The 13,591-nt window shown below is 71.8% G+C and carries 13 protein-coding genes; 9 read left to right on the top strand and 4 right to left on the bottom strand.

Features of this window, described 5'->3' with window-relative positions:
* Positions 1-84: 84 nt before the first annotated feature.
* From ABD371_RS19585 to ABD371_RS19560, 6 genes are read left to right on the top strand one after another with little or no spacing between them, the layout of a single operon-like run.
* Positions 85-1,278, top strand: coding sequence for an ATP-grasp domain-containing protein (locus ABD371_RS19585; protein WP_344478710.1), 1,194 nt, complete (start codon positions 85-87; stop codon positions 1,276-1,278).
* Positions 1,275-3,002, top strand: a complete 1,728-nt coding sequence (locus tag ABD371_RS19580; RefSeq protein WP_344478708.1) for an IucA/IucC family protein — start codon at positions 1,275-1,277, stop codon at positions 3,000-3,002. The genes ABD371_RS19585 and ABD371_RS19580 overlap by 4 nt, the downstream gene beginning before the upstream one ends.
* Positions 2,999-4,747 (top strand): IucA/IucC family protein, encoded by a 1,749-nt coding sequence (locus ABD371_RS19575; protein WP_344478706.1) that lies wholly within the window; start codon positions 2,999-3,001, stop codon positions 4,745-4,747. The genes ABD371_RS19580 and ABD371_RS19575 overlap by 4 nt, the downstream gene beginning before the upstream one ends.
* Positions 4,744-6,012, top strand: coding sequence for a type III PLP-dependent enzyme (locus tag ABD371_RS19570; RefSeq protein ID WP_344478703.1), 1,269 nt, complete (start codon positions 4,744-4,746; stop codon positions 6,010-6,012). Before ABD371_RS19575 ends, ABD371_RS19570 begins: the two co-directional genes overlap by 4 nt.
* A gap of 58 nt (positions 6,013-6,070) precedes the next feature.
* The gene (locus ABD371_RS19565) at positions 6,071-6,772 is read left to right on the top strand and encodes a YoaK family protein (protein WP_344478701.1); all 702 of its coding nucleotides are present in this window, start codon (positions 6,071-6,073) and stop codon (positions 6,770-6,772) included.
* 10 nt (positions 6,773-6,782) lie between these two features.
* A complete protein-coding gene (locus ABD371_RS19560) occupies positions 6,783-7,754 on the top strand; it encodes a phosphotransferase (RefSeq protein ID WP_344478699.1) in 972 nt (323 codons plus the stop codon).
* A 55-nt stretch (positions 7,755-7,809) separates the two neighbouring features.
* Here the strand turns inward: ABD371_RS19560 and ABD371_RS19555 are convergent, their stop codons facing one another.
* Positions 7,810-8,457, bottom strand: coding sequence for an HD domain-containing protein (locus ABD371_RS19555; protein WP_344478697.1), 648 nt, complete (start codon positions 8,455-8,457; stop codon positions 7,810-7,812).
* A gap of 479 nt (positions 8,458-8,936) precedes the next feature.
* Between ABD371_RS19555 and tgmA the strand changes: the two genes are divergently transcribed.
* The 3 genes from tgmA (at position 8,937) to ABD371_RS19540 (ending at position 10,655) form a co-directional block, all read left to right on the top strand.
* Positions 8,937-9,128 (top strand): putative ATP-grasp-modified RiPP, encoded by a 192-nt coding sequence (tgmA, locus tag ABD371_RS19550; RefSeq protein WP_190125427.1) that lies wholly within the window; start codon positions 8,937-8,939, stop codon positions 9,126-9,128.
* Between the two features lie 13 nt (positions 9,129-9,141).
* Positions 9,142-10,077 (top strand): ATP-grasp ribosomal peptide maturase, encoded by a 936-nt coding sequence (gene tgmB / locus ABD371_RS19545; RefSeq protein WP_344478693.1) that lies wholly within the window; start codon positions 9,142-9,144, stop codon positions 10,075-10,077.
* Positions 10,078-10,199: 122 nt separating this feature from the next.
* A complete protein-coding gene (locus tag ABD371_RS19540) occupies positions 10,200-10,655 on the top strand; it encodes a lamin tail domain-containing protein (RefSeq protein WP_344478690.1) in 456 nt (151 codons plus the stop codon).
* Between the two features lie 72 nt (positions 10,656-10,727).
* On the opposite strand, the gene ABD371_RS19535 is transcribed toward ABD371_RS19540, so the two are convergent.
* The 3 genes from ABD371_RS19535 to ABD371_RS19525 form a co-directional block, all read right to left on the bottom strand.
* On the bottom strand, positions 10,728-10,943 hold the full coding sequence (locus ABD371_RS19535) for a YbdD/YjiX family protein (protein WP_344478688.1): 216 nt from the start codon (positions 10,941-10,943) through the stop codon (positions 10,728-10,730).
* Entirely contained in the window at positions 10,940-13,066 is a 2,127-nt protein-coding gene (locus ABD371_RS19530) for a carbon starvation CstA family protein (protein ID WP_344478686.1), read from the bottom strand. Before ABD371_RS19530 ends, ABD371_RS19535 begins: the two co-directional genes overlap by 4 nt.
* 97 nt (positions 13,067-13,163) lie before the next feature.
* Complete coding sequence (locus ABD371_RS19525) at positions 13,164-13,427, bottom strand: DUF3311 domain-containing protein (RefSeq protein ID WP_344478683.1); 264 nt, start codon at positions 13,425-13,427, stop codon at positions 13,164-13,166.
* Positions 13,428-13,591: the final 164 nt, after the last annotated feature.

The raw sequence follows: 13,591 nt of genomic DNA, 5'->3' as shown, positions 1-13,591 counted from the left end.
CGCAGGTCAGGCCGTCATACTCGGCCCTGACTTGTTCCCGACTGTCCCCTCCCCAGCGAATGTGCGCGCGGAAGTATTTCACCCATGCAGATGTATGTGCTCGCCCTCAATCCCACCGATTCGGTCACCGAGGGTTTCCTCCCCGCCGCACGCCGGCTCGGGCTCGATGTCACCCTGTTGACGGACCGGCCCGAAGCCCATCGCGACCGCTACCGGGACACGTACCCGGACGCCGAGATACTGGAGTGCGACGTCCGCGACCACCACGCGGTCATCACCGCCGTCTCCGCCCACCGGCGGCCGGACGCCATCTTCAGCAACAGCGACCACCTCCAGACGCAGACCGCCCTGGCCGCCGGATACTTCGGCCTCCCCGCCAAGAACTGGCACGCCACCCTGCGCACCAAGGACAAGGCGCAGATGCGCCGTCACCTCGCCGCCGACCCCGTGCGCTCGGTGGAACTGGCGGCCCATCAGGACCCCGGGGAGCTGCTCACCGCCGACCTTCCCCTCCCCTGTGTGCTCAAGCCCCGCGAGGGAGTGGCCAGCGAGGACGTGGTCCTCGTCGAGGACGCCCGCGAACTCCTCGAACACTGCGCCCGCATCCGGGCCCGCCGGCCGGGGGCCGCCCTCGTCGCCGAGGAGTACCTCCCCGGCGAACTCCACACCCTGGAGACCCTCGGCGACGGGAACCGCCTCCATGTCCTGGGCGGATTCCACACCGAGCTGTCGCCCCTGCCGTACTTCATCGAGGAACGCATGGCGTTCGTCCCCGCCCACCCCGAACCCGTCGTCGCCCAGGTCCTCGCCCAGCTCGACGCCCTCGGCGTCGGCCTCGGCGCCTGCCACACCGAATTCGTCGTGCACCAGGAACGCGTACGCCTCATCGAGGTCAACTACCGGGCCATCGGCGACCAGTGCGATCTGCTCCTCGCCGAACTCCTCGGCATACCGCTCTTCGAACACATCCTCCGCACCCATCTCGGTGAACCGCTTCCGGCCGATCTGAACGCCCGGAGCGACGGCGCGGCCCGGCTCGTCTACCCGCTCGCCGACCGAGCGGGCACCCTGAGCGCAGCACCGGGACCCGCCGATCTGACAATCGACGGTGTGAGACTCACCTACCGTCCGACGCGCTTCACAGGCGAGCGGCACGACCTTTACCACACCAACCGCGACTTCCTCGGCATCATCCGCGCCACCGGCACGGACCAGACGTCCGTGGACCGGGTCGTGGAGGACTTCCTCGCCGGGCTCAGCTGGGAGATCACACCGTGACGGTGACCTGCGCGGACCAAGAGCGAAGCCTGCTCCTGAAGGTACTCAGCACCCTGGTGCGGGAGGACGTCGTCGGACTCCGCAGCCGCAGCACCCCCTGGCAGGGCCCCGACGGCCCCTGGCTGCGCCTCGCCGTCCCCGGGGACGACGCCTGGCTGCTGCCCGTCAGCCATGTCGCCCCCGGCTTCCAGTGCGACACCGAGGCCCGGCTGCCCCTGCTGCGACGCGAGTCCGACGGCACCGAACTGACCACCACCGACGCCGTCGTCGCCGCCCTGGGCGCGCTCGCCGACCCCGGGGACCGCCCCGGCTTCGACGCCTTCGCGGCCGAGTGCCGGCAGACCCTCACCGCCCGCCGGCTGCACGCCGAGACCCGCCACGAGACCGACGCGGAACTCACCGCCCGCCACGGCCCGGATCCGGCCCACTGGACCGGCCCGCACGCCGCGCTCGCCTTCGACACCCTCGCCGCCCGTCTCGACCACCCCGTCTACCCCACCGCCCACAGCAGACCCGGCCTCAGCGAGGCCGATCTCACCGCGTACGCACCCGAATTCCACCCCCGCTTCCCGCTGCGCTGGCTGCTGCTGCCCCCCGAGGCCGTCACCGCGCACGGCTGGGACCCCGCCGCCCTTCCGTCGCCCCGCCCGGACGACGGCCGCTTCGCGCTCCCCGTCCACCCGCTGACCGCGCGCGACGCCCTGCGCGAGGCCCTGCGCGCCACCGGGCTCGAAGACCGCGCCGAACTCCTGGAACAGCCCGGACCGGAAGCCGTGCCCACCCTCTCCATGCGGACCGTCGCCCTCACCGCCGACCCCGCGATCCACCTCAAACTGCCCCTCGCCACCTCCGCGCTGGGCCGCCTCAACCGGCGCACCGTCAAACCCGGCACCCTCACCGACGGCGCGGCGGGCCAGCGGCTGCTGGAACGGGTGATCGCGGGCGAGCCCCGCTTCCGGGACACGATCCTGCACGCCGACGAGACCCGGTACGCCCACGCCGGACACGAACTCCTCGCCGTCCTCTGCCGCCGCCTCCCCGCCGGACTGGAGAACACCGCCGTCGTCCCCCTGGCGGCCCTGCTCGCCCCCGCCCCGGACGGCCGGCTCATCGTCGACCACCTCGCCGCGCGCTTCCACGGCGGCGACCCGCTCGCCCTCCTGGACTCCCTGCTCACCCTGCTCTTCGACTGGCAGACCACCCTCTTCGGCCACGGCATCGCCCTCGAGTCCCACCAGCAGAACATCTCCCTCCTCCTCGACCGGCCCGGCGGCCGGACCCGGCTGCGGCTGCTCTTCAAGGACAACGACGGCCCGCGCGTCAACACCGCCCGCCTCCGCGCCACCCTCGGCACCGGCCCCGAGACCTTCGACGACCACCGGATACTCCACGACACCGACCAACCGGTACTCGACCTGTTCACCACCATCACCGTCCATCTCTGCGCCGGGGCCTACGCCTTCGGCCTCGCCCGCCGGGGACACACCCCCCTCGGACCACTTCTCGACCTCGTACGCGACCGGCTCACCGAGGCCGCGGACCGACTGGACACCACACGCGGAGCCCTGCTGCGCACCCATGTCCTGGACGCAGCGCGACTGCCCATCAAGGCCATGGTCACCGCGGGCACCCTGCTGGCCAAGGAGAGATCAGGGGCTTTGGACATCAACAAGCACTACGCCACCGGCCCCAACTACCTGGCACCGGGGAGGCAGCACCGATGACCAGCACCACACCCGACCGCCCCACCGCGGCCGGCCCGCCCGCCGGGCTGCCCACCGCCGACGAGGCCGTCGCCCACACCCTCCTCAACTGCCTGCTCCGCGAGGTCTCCGGACCCGAGCACCAGACCGCCGTCAGCGGCGGCCGGCTGATGCTGCGGCTGCCCCGCCGGGGCGTCCTGCTCCGCGTCGGCCTGCGCCGCACCTCCCTCCTCGGCTCGCACCGCTTCACCGGGCCCGTCACCGAGCAGTGCGCGGACGGCTGGACCGAGGTCGACTGGCGGCGGCTCGCCGCCTACACCCACGCCGAGCTGTCCCTGCGCACCGGGGCCCGCAACGACGAGTTCCTCCCCCAGATCGCCGCCAGCCACCAGGGCGTCACCGCCGCCCTCGCCGCCCACGGCGGCCCCGGCCGCGACGACACCGACCCCCTCGCCGCCTACCTCGCCTCCGAACAGTCCCTCGTCCTCGGCCACCGCTTCCACCCCACCCCCAAGGCCCACAGCTCGGACCCCGCCACCTGGTCGGCGTACGCCCCCGAGGCCCGGGCCGCCTTCCCGCTGCGGCTGCTCGCCGTACGCGAGGAACTCATCGCCGAGGAACGCGCCGAACCCCTCGCCACCGAGCCGCTGGACCGGATGCGCCCGGTGCCCGACGGCTACCGGCTGCTCCCCGCCCACCCCTGGCAGTACGAACAGCTCTCCGACCGGCCCGCGCTGCGCGCCGCCCTGGAGCGCGGCGACATCCTCGACCTGGGCCCCGGCGACCGGATCTTCACCCCCACCGCCTCCGTCCGCACCCTCTACGACGGCGACACCTTCCTCAAATTCAGCCTGAACGTCCGGATCACCAACTGCGTCCGGAAGAACGCCCACTACGAACTCTCCGGCGCGGTCGCCCTCACCCGCCTCCTCGCCCCCGCCCTCGCCGACCTCGCCGCCCGCTTCCCCGGCACCGGAATGCTCCGCGAGCCCGCCTACCGCAGCATCGCCGTCCCCGGGCCCGGCGGCCGTCCCGACATCGGGCTCCTGGAAGGCTTCGGAGTCATCGTCCGCGAAGGCCTCGGCGGACGGCTCGCCCCCGGCGTCACCCCGCTGCTCGCCGCGGCCGTCGCCGACGAGTACCCCACCGGCCCCGGACACATCTCCCACCTCGCCGGCCGGGACCCGGCCGACGCCCTCGACTGGTGGCGCGCCTACCTCGCCCTCCTCGTACCGCCCGTGCTCGCCGCCTACTTCGACCACGGACTGGTCCTCGAACCCCACCTCCAGAACGTCATCGTCGGCGTCGGCCCCGACGGCCGCCCCGCCCAGATCCTCTTCCGCGACCTCGAAGGCACCAAACTCGTCCCCGACCACCACGAACAGGCCCTCGCCGCCCTCCCCGCCGACGTCGCCGGACCGCTCACCTACGACGCCCGGCACGGCTGGGACCGGGTCGTGTACTGCCTGCTCGTCAACCACATCGCCGAACTGCTCGCCGCCCTCGCCGATCTGCACCCGCAGACCGAGCCCGCCCTCTGGGCCCAGGTGCGCCGCGCCATCGAGGAGTACGCGGAGACCAGCGGCCACCCGCCCCGGCTCAGGGCCCTGCTCGCCGGGGTGCCGCTGCCCGCCAAGGCCAACCTCCTCGCCCGCTGGGACCGGTCGGCCGACCGTCACGCCGGATACGTACGCCTGCCGTCCCCGCTCGCCGAGGACATGCTCACCGAAGCGACCCGCGCCGAAGCCGACCGGAGCCCCCGATGACCCCGACCCCGACCCCGCCCCCGGCCTGGGCCCCGCCGCTGCCCCCGTCCGGCGTCCACCGGCTCGCCCGGTCACTCGAATCCGGCCGGCTCCCCGCCTATCTGTACGACCTCGACGCGCTGCGCGAACACGCCCGCGCCGTCCGCGCCGCCCTCCCCGACGGGGTCGAGCTGTACTACGCGGCCAAGGCCAACCCCGAACCGGAGATCCTCACCGCCCTCCTCGACCACGTCGACGGCTACGAGGTCTCCTCGGGCGGCGAACTCGCCCATGTCGCGCGCGCCGTGCCCGGCCGCCCCCTGGCCTTCTCCGGACCGGGCAAGACCCCCGACGAGATCGCGTCCGCCCTGCGGCTGGGCGTGGCCCGCTTCCATGTGGAGAGCGCCCACGAACTGGCCGTCCTCGCCGACCTCGCCGCCCGCACGGGCACCCGCGCCCAGGTGCTCCTCCGCTTCAACCTCGCCGTCGAGGACGGACTGCTCCACGGCAGCGCACTGGCGATGGGAGGCCGTCCCGCGCCCTTCGGCATCGACCCGGCCGAGGCCGACGCCGTGCTGCGCACCCTCACCGACGGCAGCCGCCCCCGGCTGGAGTTCCTCGGCGTCCACGCCCATCTCGCCAGCGGCCTCACCGCCGAACGCCAGCTCACCGTCGCCGCCTCGGTCCTCCGCTGGTCGGCGGCGCTCGCCGCCCGCCACGGCGTCGTACTGCGCGAGGTGAACATCGGCGGCGGCATGGCCGTCGACTACGCCCGCCCCGACGAGACCTTCGACTGGCACGCCTACGGCCGGGGCCTCGCCCGGCTCCGCGAGGACTGTCCCGGCCGCCCCCTCCTGCGCATCGAACCCGGCCGGGCACTGACCGTCTACAGCGGCTGGTACGCCACCGAGGTGCTCGATGTGAAACACAGCCACGGCGAGGACTTCGCCGTCGTCCGCGGCGGCACCCACCATCTGCGCACCCCCGCCACCAAGGACCACGACCAGCCGTGCGCCGTGCTCCCCGTCGCCGACTGGCCCCACCCCTGGCCCCGGCCGGGGACCGCGGCCGGACCGGTCACCCTGGTCGGACAGCTGTGCACCCCCAAGGACGTCCTCGCCCGCTCGGTCCCCGTGCCCGGCGGACTGCGCGCCGGGGACCGGGTGCTGTTCGCCATGGCGGGGGCGTACGCCTGGAACATCTCGCACCACGACTTCCTGATGCACCCCAGGCCCGGATTCCACTTCCTGTCCGACCGGACGACACGGCCCGGCGGCGCGCCATGACCACCGGGACATCCCGATACCGTTCGCCGAAGGGGGCCTACGGAGAGCCGAGGGAACAGTGCAGCCGAAGCCCGGCGCGGGCCTCACCGGGGCCATGGTGGTACTCACCCTGACCACCGGCGTCGTCGAAGCCGTCAGCTTCCTCGTGCTCGGCCCGGTGTTCACCGCCGTCCAGACCGGCAATCTGCTCCTCCTCGGCTTCGCCGTCGCCGGGGAGGGCGGACTCTCCCTGGTGCCCCCGGCCCTCTCGCTCTGCGGCTTCACGGCCGGCGCGGTGCTCGGGGCCCGGCTGGAGCCGGGCCCCGAACCGCACGGCCGGGACCGCCGGTTCACGGCGGGCCTGGCCGCCGAGGCCGCGCTGCTGGGGCTCGCGGGGGCTCTCGCCCTCGCGGCCGTACCCCGGGGCGCGGTCACCGTGCTGGTCGCCACCGCCATGGGCCTGCGCAATGTCACCACCCTGCGCGCGGCCGTACCCGATCTCACCACCACCGTCGCCACCCGCGCCCTCACCGGACTGCTCGCACCCCTCGCCTCGGACGCCCGAGTCCTCACCGACACGGCCGGACGGCTCCGCAGGGCCGCCGCCGTCGCCGCGATGTTCGCCGGCGGACTCCTCGGCGCGTCCCTGCTCCACGCGGGGACCCCCGGGGCGGCCCTGCTCCTCGCCGTGGCGGCGACCGTGCTCATCACCGGCCTCGCCCGCGCCGCCGTCCGCCGACGGCACGAAAACCGCGCGCCCGGCGGCGGCCCCGGCGGGTAGCGTCGCCCGTATGAGGGAACAGCCCCCGGAGATCGACGACTCGGCCGTGCGCCGCGCCCTGCGCGACTGGGACATCGACCCCGCCGAGCTGGCCTACGCGCCCGTCGGCTTCGGCGACCACCACTGGATCGCGCGCGGCCCCGGCCGATGGTTCGTCACCGTCGCGGACCTCGCCGACAAGGAACACTGCGGAACGGGCGTCGAGGCCGCCCGCCGGGGCCTCACCCGGGCCCTGGACACCGCCGTCGCCCTCGGGGGACAGGGCCTCGGCTTCGTCGTCGCGCCCCTGCCGACCGCCGCCGGCCACCCGCTGCGCCTCCTCCCGGACGGCCGGCACGCCGTCAGCGTCTTCCCGCTCGAAGAGGGCGTCGCGGGATCCTTCGGCGACCCGCCGTCGCCGGAGCGGCGGACCGCGACCCTGGAGATGCTGGCCGCGCTGCACAGCGCCGCGCCGCCTCCAGGGACGCCCTCGCCCCCGCCGGAACTCCCGGCCCGGGAGCGGCTGGAGACGGCGCTGCGCGAGACCGGACGCCCCTGGACGGGAGGCCCCTTCGCCGAGCCCGCCAGGTCCCTTCTCGCGCGCGCCGCCGCGCACCGCGCCCTGGAGACGTTCGACGGACTGCTGGAGCGGACGGCGCGCGGCGGCGCGGAGCCCGTGGTGACCCACGGCGAGCCGCACCCCGGCAATCTGCTGTGGCGGCACGGCCGGGGCCTGCTGGTCGACTGGGACACCGTGGGTCTGGCGGTGCCCGAGCGCGATCTGTGGCACCTCGCCGGGAACCCGGGCGACCTCGACCGCCACACGGAACTGACCGGGAGAATCCCCGACCCCGCCGCTCTCGCGTTCTACCGGCTGCGCTGGGACCTGGAGGACCTCACCTTCTTTCTCGGTCTGTTCCGCTCGCCCCACGGCAGGAGTCCGGACACCGAACTGGCGTGGTCGGGTTTCACCGGCATCCTGAAACGCCTGACGGAGGGATGAGCACCCCCGGCGGTTGCGGTACAAAACCGCGAGCAGGCGGCCCTGGCCCGGTCCGTCATTCGGACCACGGCGACTCCAGGATCGTTCGTACGAAATCCCCTCGTTCGAAACCGGACACATAGTGTTCGAGGACATCCGCCTTCACATTGCCGAATGTGGTCTCCGGTTTGGGGCTGATTCCCTCGGTGAACGCCCGGAGGATGCGCCGCTTGAAGTCGGGGCGCGGATGCAGCGTGACGATTGCCGCACGGTCCGTGTCCGAGACGGTGTCAAAACCGATTCCGAGCACGTCGTACTCGACTCCCGCGGTGACCAGAGCCACTTCAGGCTCCATGAACTCGGGAATACCGGGGGTGGTGTGCAGCGCGATGGCGGTCCACACCCTGCGGACGGAGTCCTCGGGCACTCCCCGGCTCCGCAGAAAGCGCCGCGCCTCGTCCGCCCCGTCCACCTCGAAGCGCCGCCCGCTGTCGCGGAAACGCTCGCCGAGCCCCAGGTCATGGAACATGGCACCGATGTAGAGCAGCTCCGCGTCGAAGGACAGCCCCTGGTCACGGCCCCGCAGCGCGCCGAAGAAGTAGACCCGCCGGGAATGGTCGTAGATCAGCGGGCTCGTCGTGTCCCGCACCAGCTCGGTGGCCTCCTGTGCGAGCGTGGTGTCCGGAACGGACACACCCGCGATCGGCGGAAGGTCGCTCGTCATGGGTATTCACAGCCTTTCCTCGTACGATTTCTCCGAGGACGCCGATCCTGCCGGGTTCCACCGGCGGCGGCCATGACCCCGGTATCCGTGTCCACGTGCGACCGGACGCCGGCCGGATCACTGACAAGGAACGCGGTATCACTCCGTGTTCACGGCGTGATGGGAGGTGTGGGTGAACGCCGGTACAAATGTGACCACTGGGACCCCTGTGGCTGATGGTGACCGACATCACCTACCGACCCAGTGCACGGAATTGCCTCGCCGTACGTCTTCATAGGTGTCAGGGAACGTCAACGGCCCGCGCGCGCGGATGTGTTAGCGGTGTGGAAATACAGCTGCTCGGATCGGGGACGTCCGACTGGCACGTACTTTTTGGCAATATGACGGTATGTGATGAATCGACTACATCCAATCCTCGTATTGCTCTCATGTGGCCACGCAGTGGCCCCGGACAGTCCCGTGTGGGCCAGGGAGAAAGCATGAAACCGTTCGCGTGGAACTACGCACGACCGGCCGAGTCGGCACCTGTGATCGACCAGTACTCGTACGACTCCACCCTCCAGCTGAACGTCCTGCCCGACGGGCGTCCGGCCATCCTGGACAGGGCACTGCTGGCGGCGGTCGGAACCACCACCTCCACCGCCGGCTCCGCCACCCACTTCGACGACTGACGCGTCGAGAACGATGACCGTACTGATCCTGACCTGTGAGCAGGATGTGACGGCGGACATGGTGGTGGCGCAGCTCCACAGGAGAGGCGCTCCCCTCGTCCGCTTCGACCCCGGCGACCTTCCGGGTGAGGGCGCGCTCTCCGCCGAGTACGTCCGGGGCGAGTTCCGCGGCTATCTCTCGACGGGTGGCCGCGTGGTGAGCATGGACGGCCTGCGCTCCATCTGGGTGCGCAGGCCCGGCGAGCCGGCCGCCCACGCCCCCGAACCGTCCCCCTGGCTCTCCGCCGAGACCGGCCAGGCGCTGTACGGGATGCTGGACTGCACGGCGGCCCGCTGGATGAACGAGCGGGGCGCGGCGGCCCGGGCCCGGCTGAAACCGTGGCAGCTGCGCACCGCCCACCACAGCGGGTTCCCCGTGCCGGCCACGGTCGTCACGACCTATCCGCGAGTGGCCCAGCAGTTCGCGGACCAGTACCGGCATGTGGTGGTCAAGGCGGTGTCGGGCAGGCCGCCGGGCGATCCGCCGATGGCGCTGCCCACCACCCTCGTACCCTCCGACGCGGACTTCTCCGAAGTGGCGGCCGGTCCGACGCTGCTTCAGCGGTACATCGCCAAGAGCGCCGACATCCGGCTCACGGCCGTCGGCGAGGAGTTGTTCGCCGCGCGCAAGACGGCCGAGCCGGGGCAGGTGGACGGGAGGTTCGGCGACACCGGGCACACCTGGAAGCCGGTCGAGCCGCCGGCGCGGGTGCGGCGGGCCGTCGCCCGGTACATGGAGCTGGCCCGTCTCGCCTACGGCGCGTTCGACTTCGCCGAGGACGCCGAGGGGACGTGGTGGTTCCTGGAGTGCAACCAGGGCGGCCAGTTCGGCTTCATCGAGCTGGAGACCGAGCAGCCGATCGCGGACGCCGTCGCCGGCTGGCTGGCCGCGCCCGGCGAGACGGGGTGAGGCGGCTGAATCCTTGCGACTTCAACGAAATTTTCTCTTCGGCATATGGTTTGGGCATACGCTGAGCCTCTGAGCCGGGCCCGACATTGGGGGGTGCCCGGCCTTCGATGTGAAGGGTGCTCATGCGTCACACACGTTCCATCGCCGCTGCCGCCGTCGCGGCGTGTTTCGGAGGGCTCGTCCTGCTGCCCTCGCCCGCCCAGGCCGCCAAGGGCTCGGTCCACCTGTACAAGATCTACTACGACAGCCCGGGCAAGGACAACCGCAGCAACTCCAGCCTGAACGGCGAGTACGTACAGATCCGCAACACCACCAAGTCGGCCGTCAGCCTCAAGGGCTGGGTGCTCAGCGACAAGGCGAACCACAAGTACGTCTTCGGCTCCTACACCCTGGGCAAGGGCAAGACGGTGACGATACGCACCGGCAAGGGGAAGAACACCGGCTCCACCCGGTACCAGGGCCGGCGCGCCTATGTCTGGAACAACGACAAGGACACCGCCACCCTGAAGAAGGCCTCGGGCTCCAAGGTCGACACCTGCTCGTACAACTCGACCAAGGTCGACTACAAGGTGTGCTGACCGGCCGCCGGTGACGACGGTGCGCCCGCTCCCTCCGCGAGGGGGCGGGCGCACCGTCATGAGGGGCCGGGCTCAGCAGCAGCGGGCCCGGGTGCGCCGCTCCTCGCGGTCCGTCCGCAGCCGCTGGAACTCGCGCGGCGTCGGCGGACGCACCCCGGGGTGCTCCCGCCGGTGCCGTTCGCAGTGCCGGTCGTAGGCGCTCTCGCCGGTGAGTTCGCGCAGATACCAGTGGACCGCGCGCAGCCCCCGGCGCAGCGCCGCCGCCCAGGAGGCGGGCGCGGCGCTCACTCGCGCACCCCGGCCAGCGGCTCCGACGCCTTCGACACATCCAGCTTGGAGGCCACATAGGGGGCCTCGCTGCTCGTCGGCGGCGTCGGGGAGAGCCTGGCGCGCACACAGACCACGGCGGCGTTGACGATGACCGTGGCCACCAGCACCACGAAGAGAATGATCAGCACGCCGTCCACGGTGGAGTTGGTGACGATGGTGTGCATGTCGTCCATGCTCTTGGCGGGCGACAGCACCTTGCCCGCGTCGATGGCGTCGGCGAACTTCTCCCGCTGGGCGAAGAAGCCGACGCGGGGGTCGGGCGAGAAGACCTTCTGCCAGCTGGCGGTGAAGGTGACGGAGACGACGAAGGCGAGCGGCAGCCCGGTCACCCAGGCCCAGCGGAACCGTCCCGTCTTGATGAGCAGGGTGGTGGCCACGGTCAGCGCGATCGCCGCCAGCAGCTGGTTGGCGATGCCGAAGAGCGGGAACAGCTGGTTGATCCCGCCGAGCGGGTCGGTGGCCCCGGCGTACAGGAAGTACCCCCAGCCGGCCACCACCAGCGCGCTCGCCAGCCAGATGCCCGGCTTCCAGTTGACCCGGCCGAGCGGCTTCCACACATTGCCCAGCATGTCCTGGAGCATGAACCGTCCCACCCGGGTTCCGGCGTCGACGGTCGTCAGAATGAACAGAGCCTCGAACATGATGGCGAAGTGGTACCAGAACGCCTTCATCCCCTCGCCGCCGATGACGTCCGAGAAGATCTGCGACATGCCGACCGCCAGCGTCGGCGCTCCGCCGGTACGGGCGACCAGGGTGGACTCCTCCACCGCCTTGGCCGCCGCCGTCAGCTCCTCGGGCGAGATGGTGAAGCCGAGATTGGCGACGGCGGCGGAGGCGGACTCCACGCTGGAGCCCAGGAGTCCGGCCGGGGCGTTCATCGCGTAGTACAGACCGGGGTCGAGCACGGAGGCGGCGATCAGCGCCATCACGGCGACGAACGACTCCATGAGCATCGCCCCGTAGCCGATCATCCGGACCTGGGACTCCTTCTCGATCAGCTTCGGCGTGGTGCCGGAGGAGACCAGGGCGTGGAAGCCGGAGAGCGCGCCGCAGGCGATGGTGATGAACAGGAAGGGGAAGAGCGACCCCGCGAAGACCGGGCCCTGGCCCGAGGAGGCGAAGGAGGTGATGGCGTCCGCCTGGAGCATGGGCGCGGCGAACAGCACGCCGAGCGCCAGCAGCGCGATGGTGCCGATCTTCATGAAGGTGGAGAGATAGTCGCGCGGCGCGAGCAGCATCCACACGGGCAGCACCGAGGCGACGAATCCGTACCCCACGAGCGAGAAGACCAGGGTGGTCGGGCTGAGGGTGAAGGTGTCCGCCAGCGAGGAGTTCTCGATCCAGCCGCCGCCCACGATCGCCAGCAGCAGCAGCACGACACCGATCAGACTGGTCTCCAGCACCCGCCCCGGGCGGAACACATGGAGATAGAAGCCCATGAACAGGGCGATCGGAATGGTCATCGCCACCGAGAAGGTGCCCCAGGGCGAGTGCGCCAGGGCGCTGACCACGACCAGTGCCAGCACCGCCAGCAGGATGATCATGATGATGAAGACGGCGATCAGCGCCGCCGCCCCGCCGACCTTGCCGATCTCCTCACGGGCCATCTGCCCCAGGCTCTTGCCGTCCCGGCGCATCGACAGGAACAGCACCACCATGTCCTGGACGGCACCGGCGAAGATCACTCCGAAGACGATCCAGATCGTGCCCGGCAGATATCCCATCTGCACCGCCAGCACCGGACCCACCAGGGGGCCGGCCCCCGCGATGGCCGCGAAGTGATGGCCCAGCAGCACCCGCCGGTCGGTGGGCTGATAGTCGACGCCGTCCTCCAGCCGCTCGGCCGGCGTCGCCCGGGTGTCGTCGGGCCGCAGCACCCGCCTGGCGATGAAACGGGAGTAGAAGCGGTAGGCGATGGCGTACGAGCCCAGCGCCGCGCCGACCAGCCAGACGGCCGAGATCTCCTCGCCCCGGGCGAGCGCCAGCACTCCCCAGCAGACCGCGCCGACGATGGCGACCGCAGTCCACACGAGAATCGTTTTCGGATTGGCCCGCGACAGGGGCGTGGATGACCGGGACACACTGGCTCCTCAGAAAGACGGCAGACGGCAGACGACGGACGGCTGGTGACGGACGGTTCGGACCGGGACGGGAACCGGGACCGGGGTCGGTGGCGGCTCAGGGATCCGGCGCGGGCGGCGGCCCCGGCCCGGCGGCCCGCCGCGTCAGCAGATACGCGGCGAGCAGGCCGAGAGCGCAGAGGGGTACCCAGGCGAGCTGGTACCAGTAGAAGAACGGCACCCCCGCCAGCCGGGGCTCCTCCCGCGCGTACCCCGGCACCCACAACAGCGCCACGACCGGCGCGAGAAGACAGACCCCGGCCGCGCCCCGGCGGAGCCTCCCCGCTCCGCCGGACCCCGCACGGCGGCCGTCCCCTCTCATGGATTCCTCCCAAGTCGTCCCATCCCGGTCCCTGATTCCGGACGGTCTGTGGAAGAGTTGCCGATCTCCACGGTTTGGTTGACACACGGGGGCGGGAGATTTCCGCGCCCGCGCCCTGACCCTTCCCCGCGGAGACGCATCCCAGCTCACAGCCCGCAGCACGG

The sequence above is a fragment of the Streptomyces amakusaensis genome (assembly GCF_039532665.1).
Classification (GTDB): Bacteria; Actinomycetota; Actinomycetes; order Streptomycetales; family Streptomycetaceae; genus Streptomyces; species Streptomyces amakusaensis.
This window is presented reverse-complemented; position numbering and strand designations above follow the sequence as displayed.

Excerpts from the sequence above, each read along its gene's own strand:
- ABD371_RS19585 (WP_344478710.1), top strand. The coding sequence starts at position 85 with ATGCAGATGTATGTGCTCGCCCTCAATCCCACCGATTCGGTCACCGAG.
- ABD371_RS19575 (WP_344478706.1), top strand. The coding sequence starts at position 2,999 with ATGACCAGCACCACACCCGACCGCCCCACCGCGGCCGGCCCGCCCGCC.
- ABD371_RS19570 (WP_344478703.1), top strand. The coding sequence starts at position 4,744 with ATGACCCCGACCCCGACCCCGCCCCCGGCCTGGGCCCCGCCGCTGCCC.
- ABD371_RS19560 (WP_344478699.1), top strand. The coding sequence starts at position 6,783 with ATGAGGGAACAGCCCCCGGAGATCGACGACTCGGCCGTGCGCCGCGCC.
- ABD371_RS19555 (WP_344478697.1), bottom strand. The coding sequence starts at position 8,457 with ATGACGAGCGACCTTCCGCCGATCGCGGGTGTGTCCGTTCCGGACACC.
- tgmA (WP_190125427.1), top strand. The coding sequence starts at position 8,937 with ATGAAACCGTTCGCGTGGAACTACGCACGACCGGCCGAGTCGGCACCT.
- tgmB (WP_344478693.1), top strand. The coding sequence starts at position 9,142 with ATGACCGTACTGATCCTGACCTGTGAGCAGGATGTGACGGCGGACATG.
- ABD371_RS19540 (WP_344478690.1), top strand. The coding sequence starts at position 10,200 with ATGCGTCACACACGTTCCATCGCCGCTGCCGCCGTCGCGGCGTGTTTC.
- ABD371_RS19525 (WP_344478683.1), bottom strand. The coding sequence starts at position 13,427 with ATGAGAGGGGACGGCCGCCGTGCGGGGTCCGGCGGAGCGGGGAGGCTC.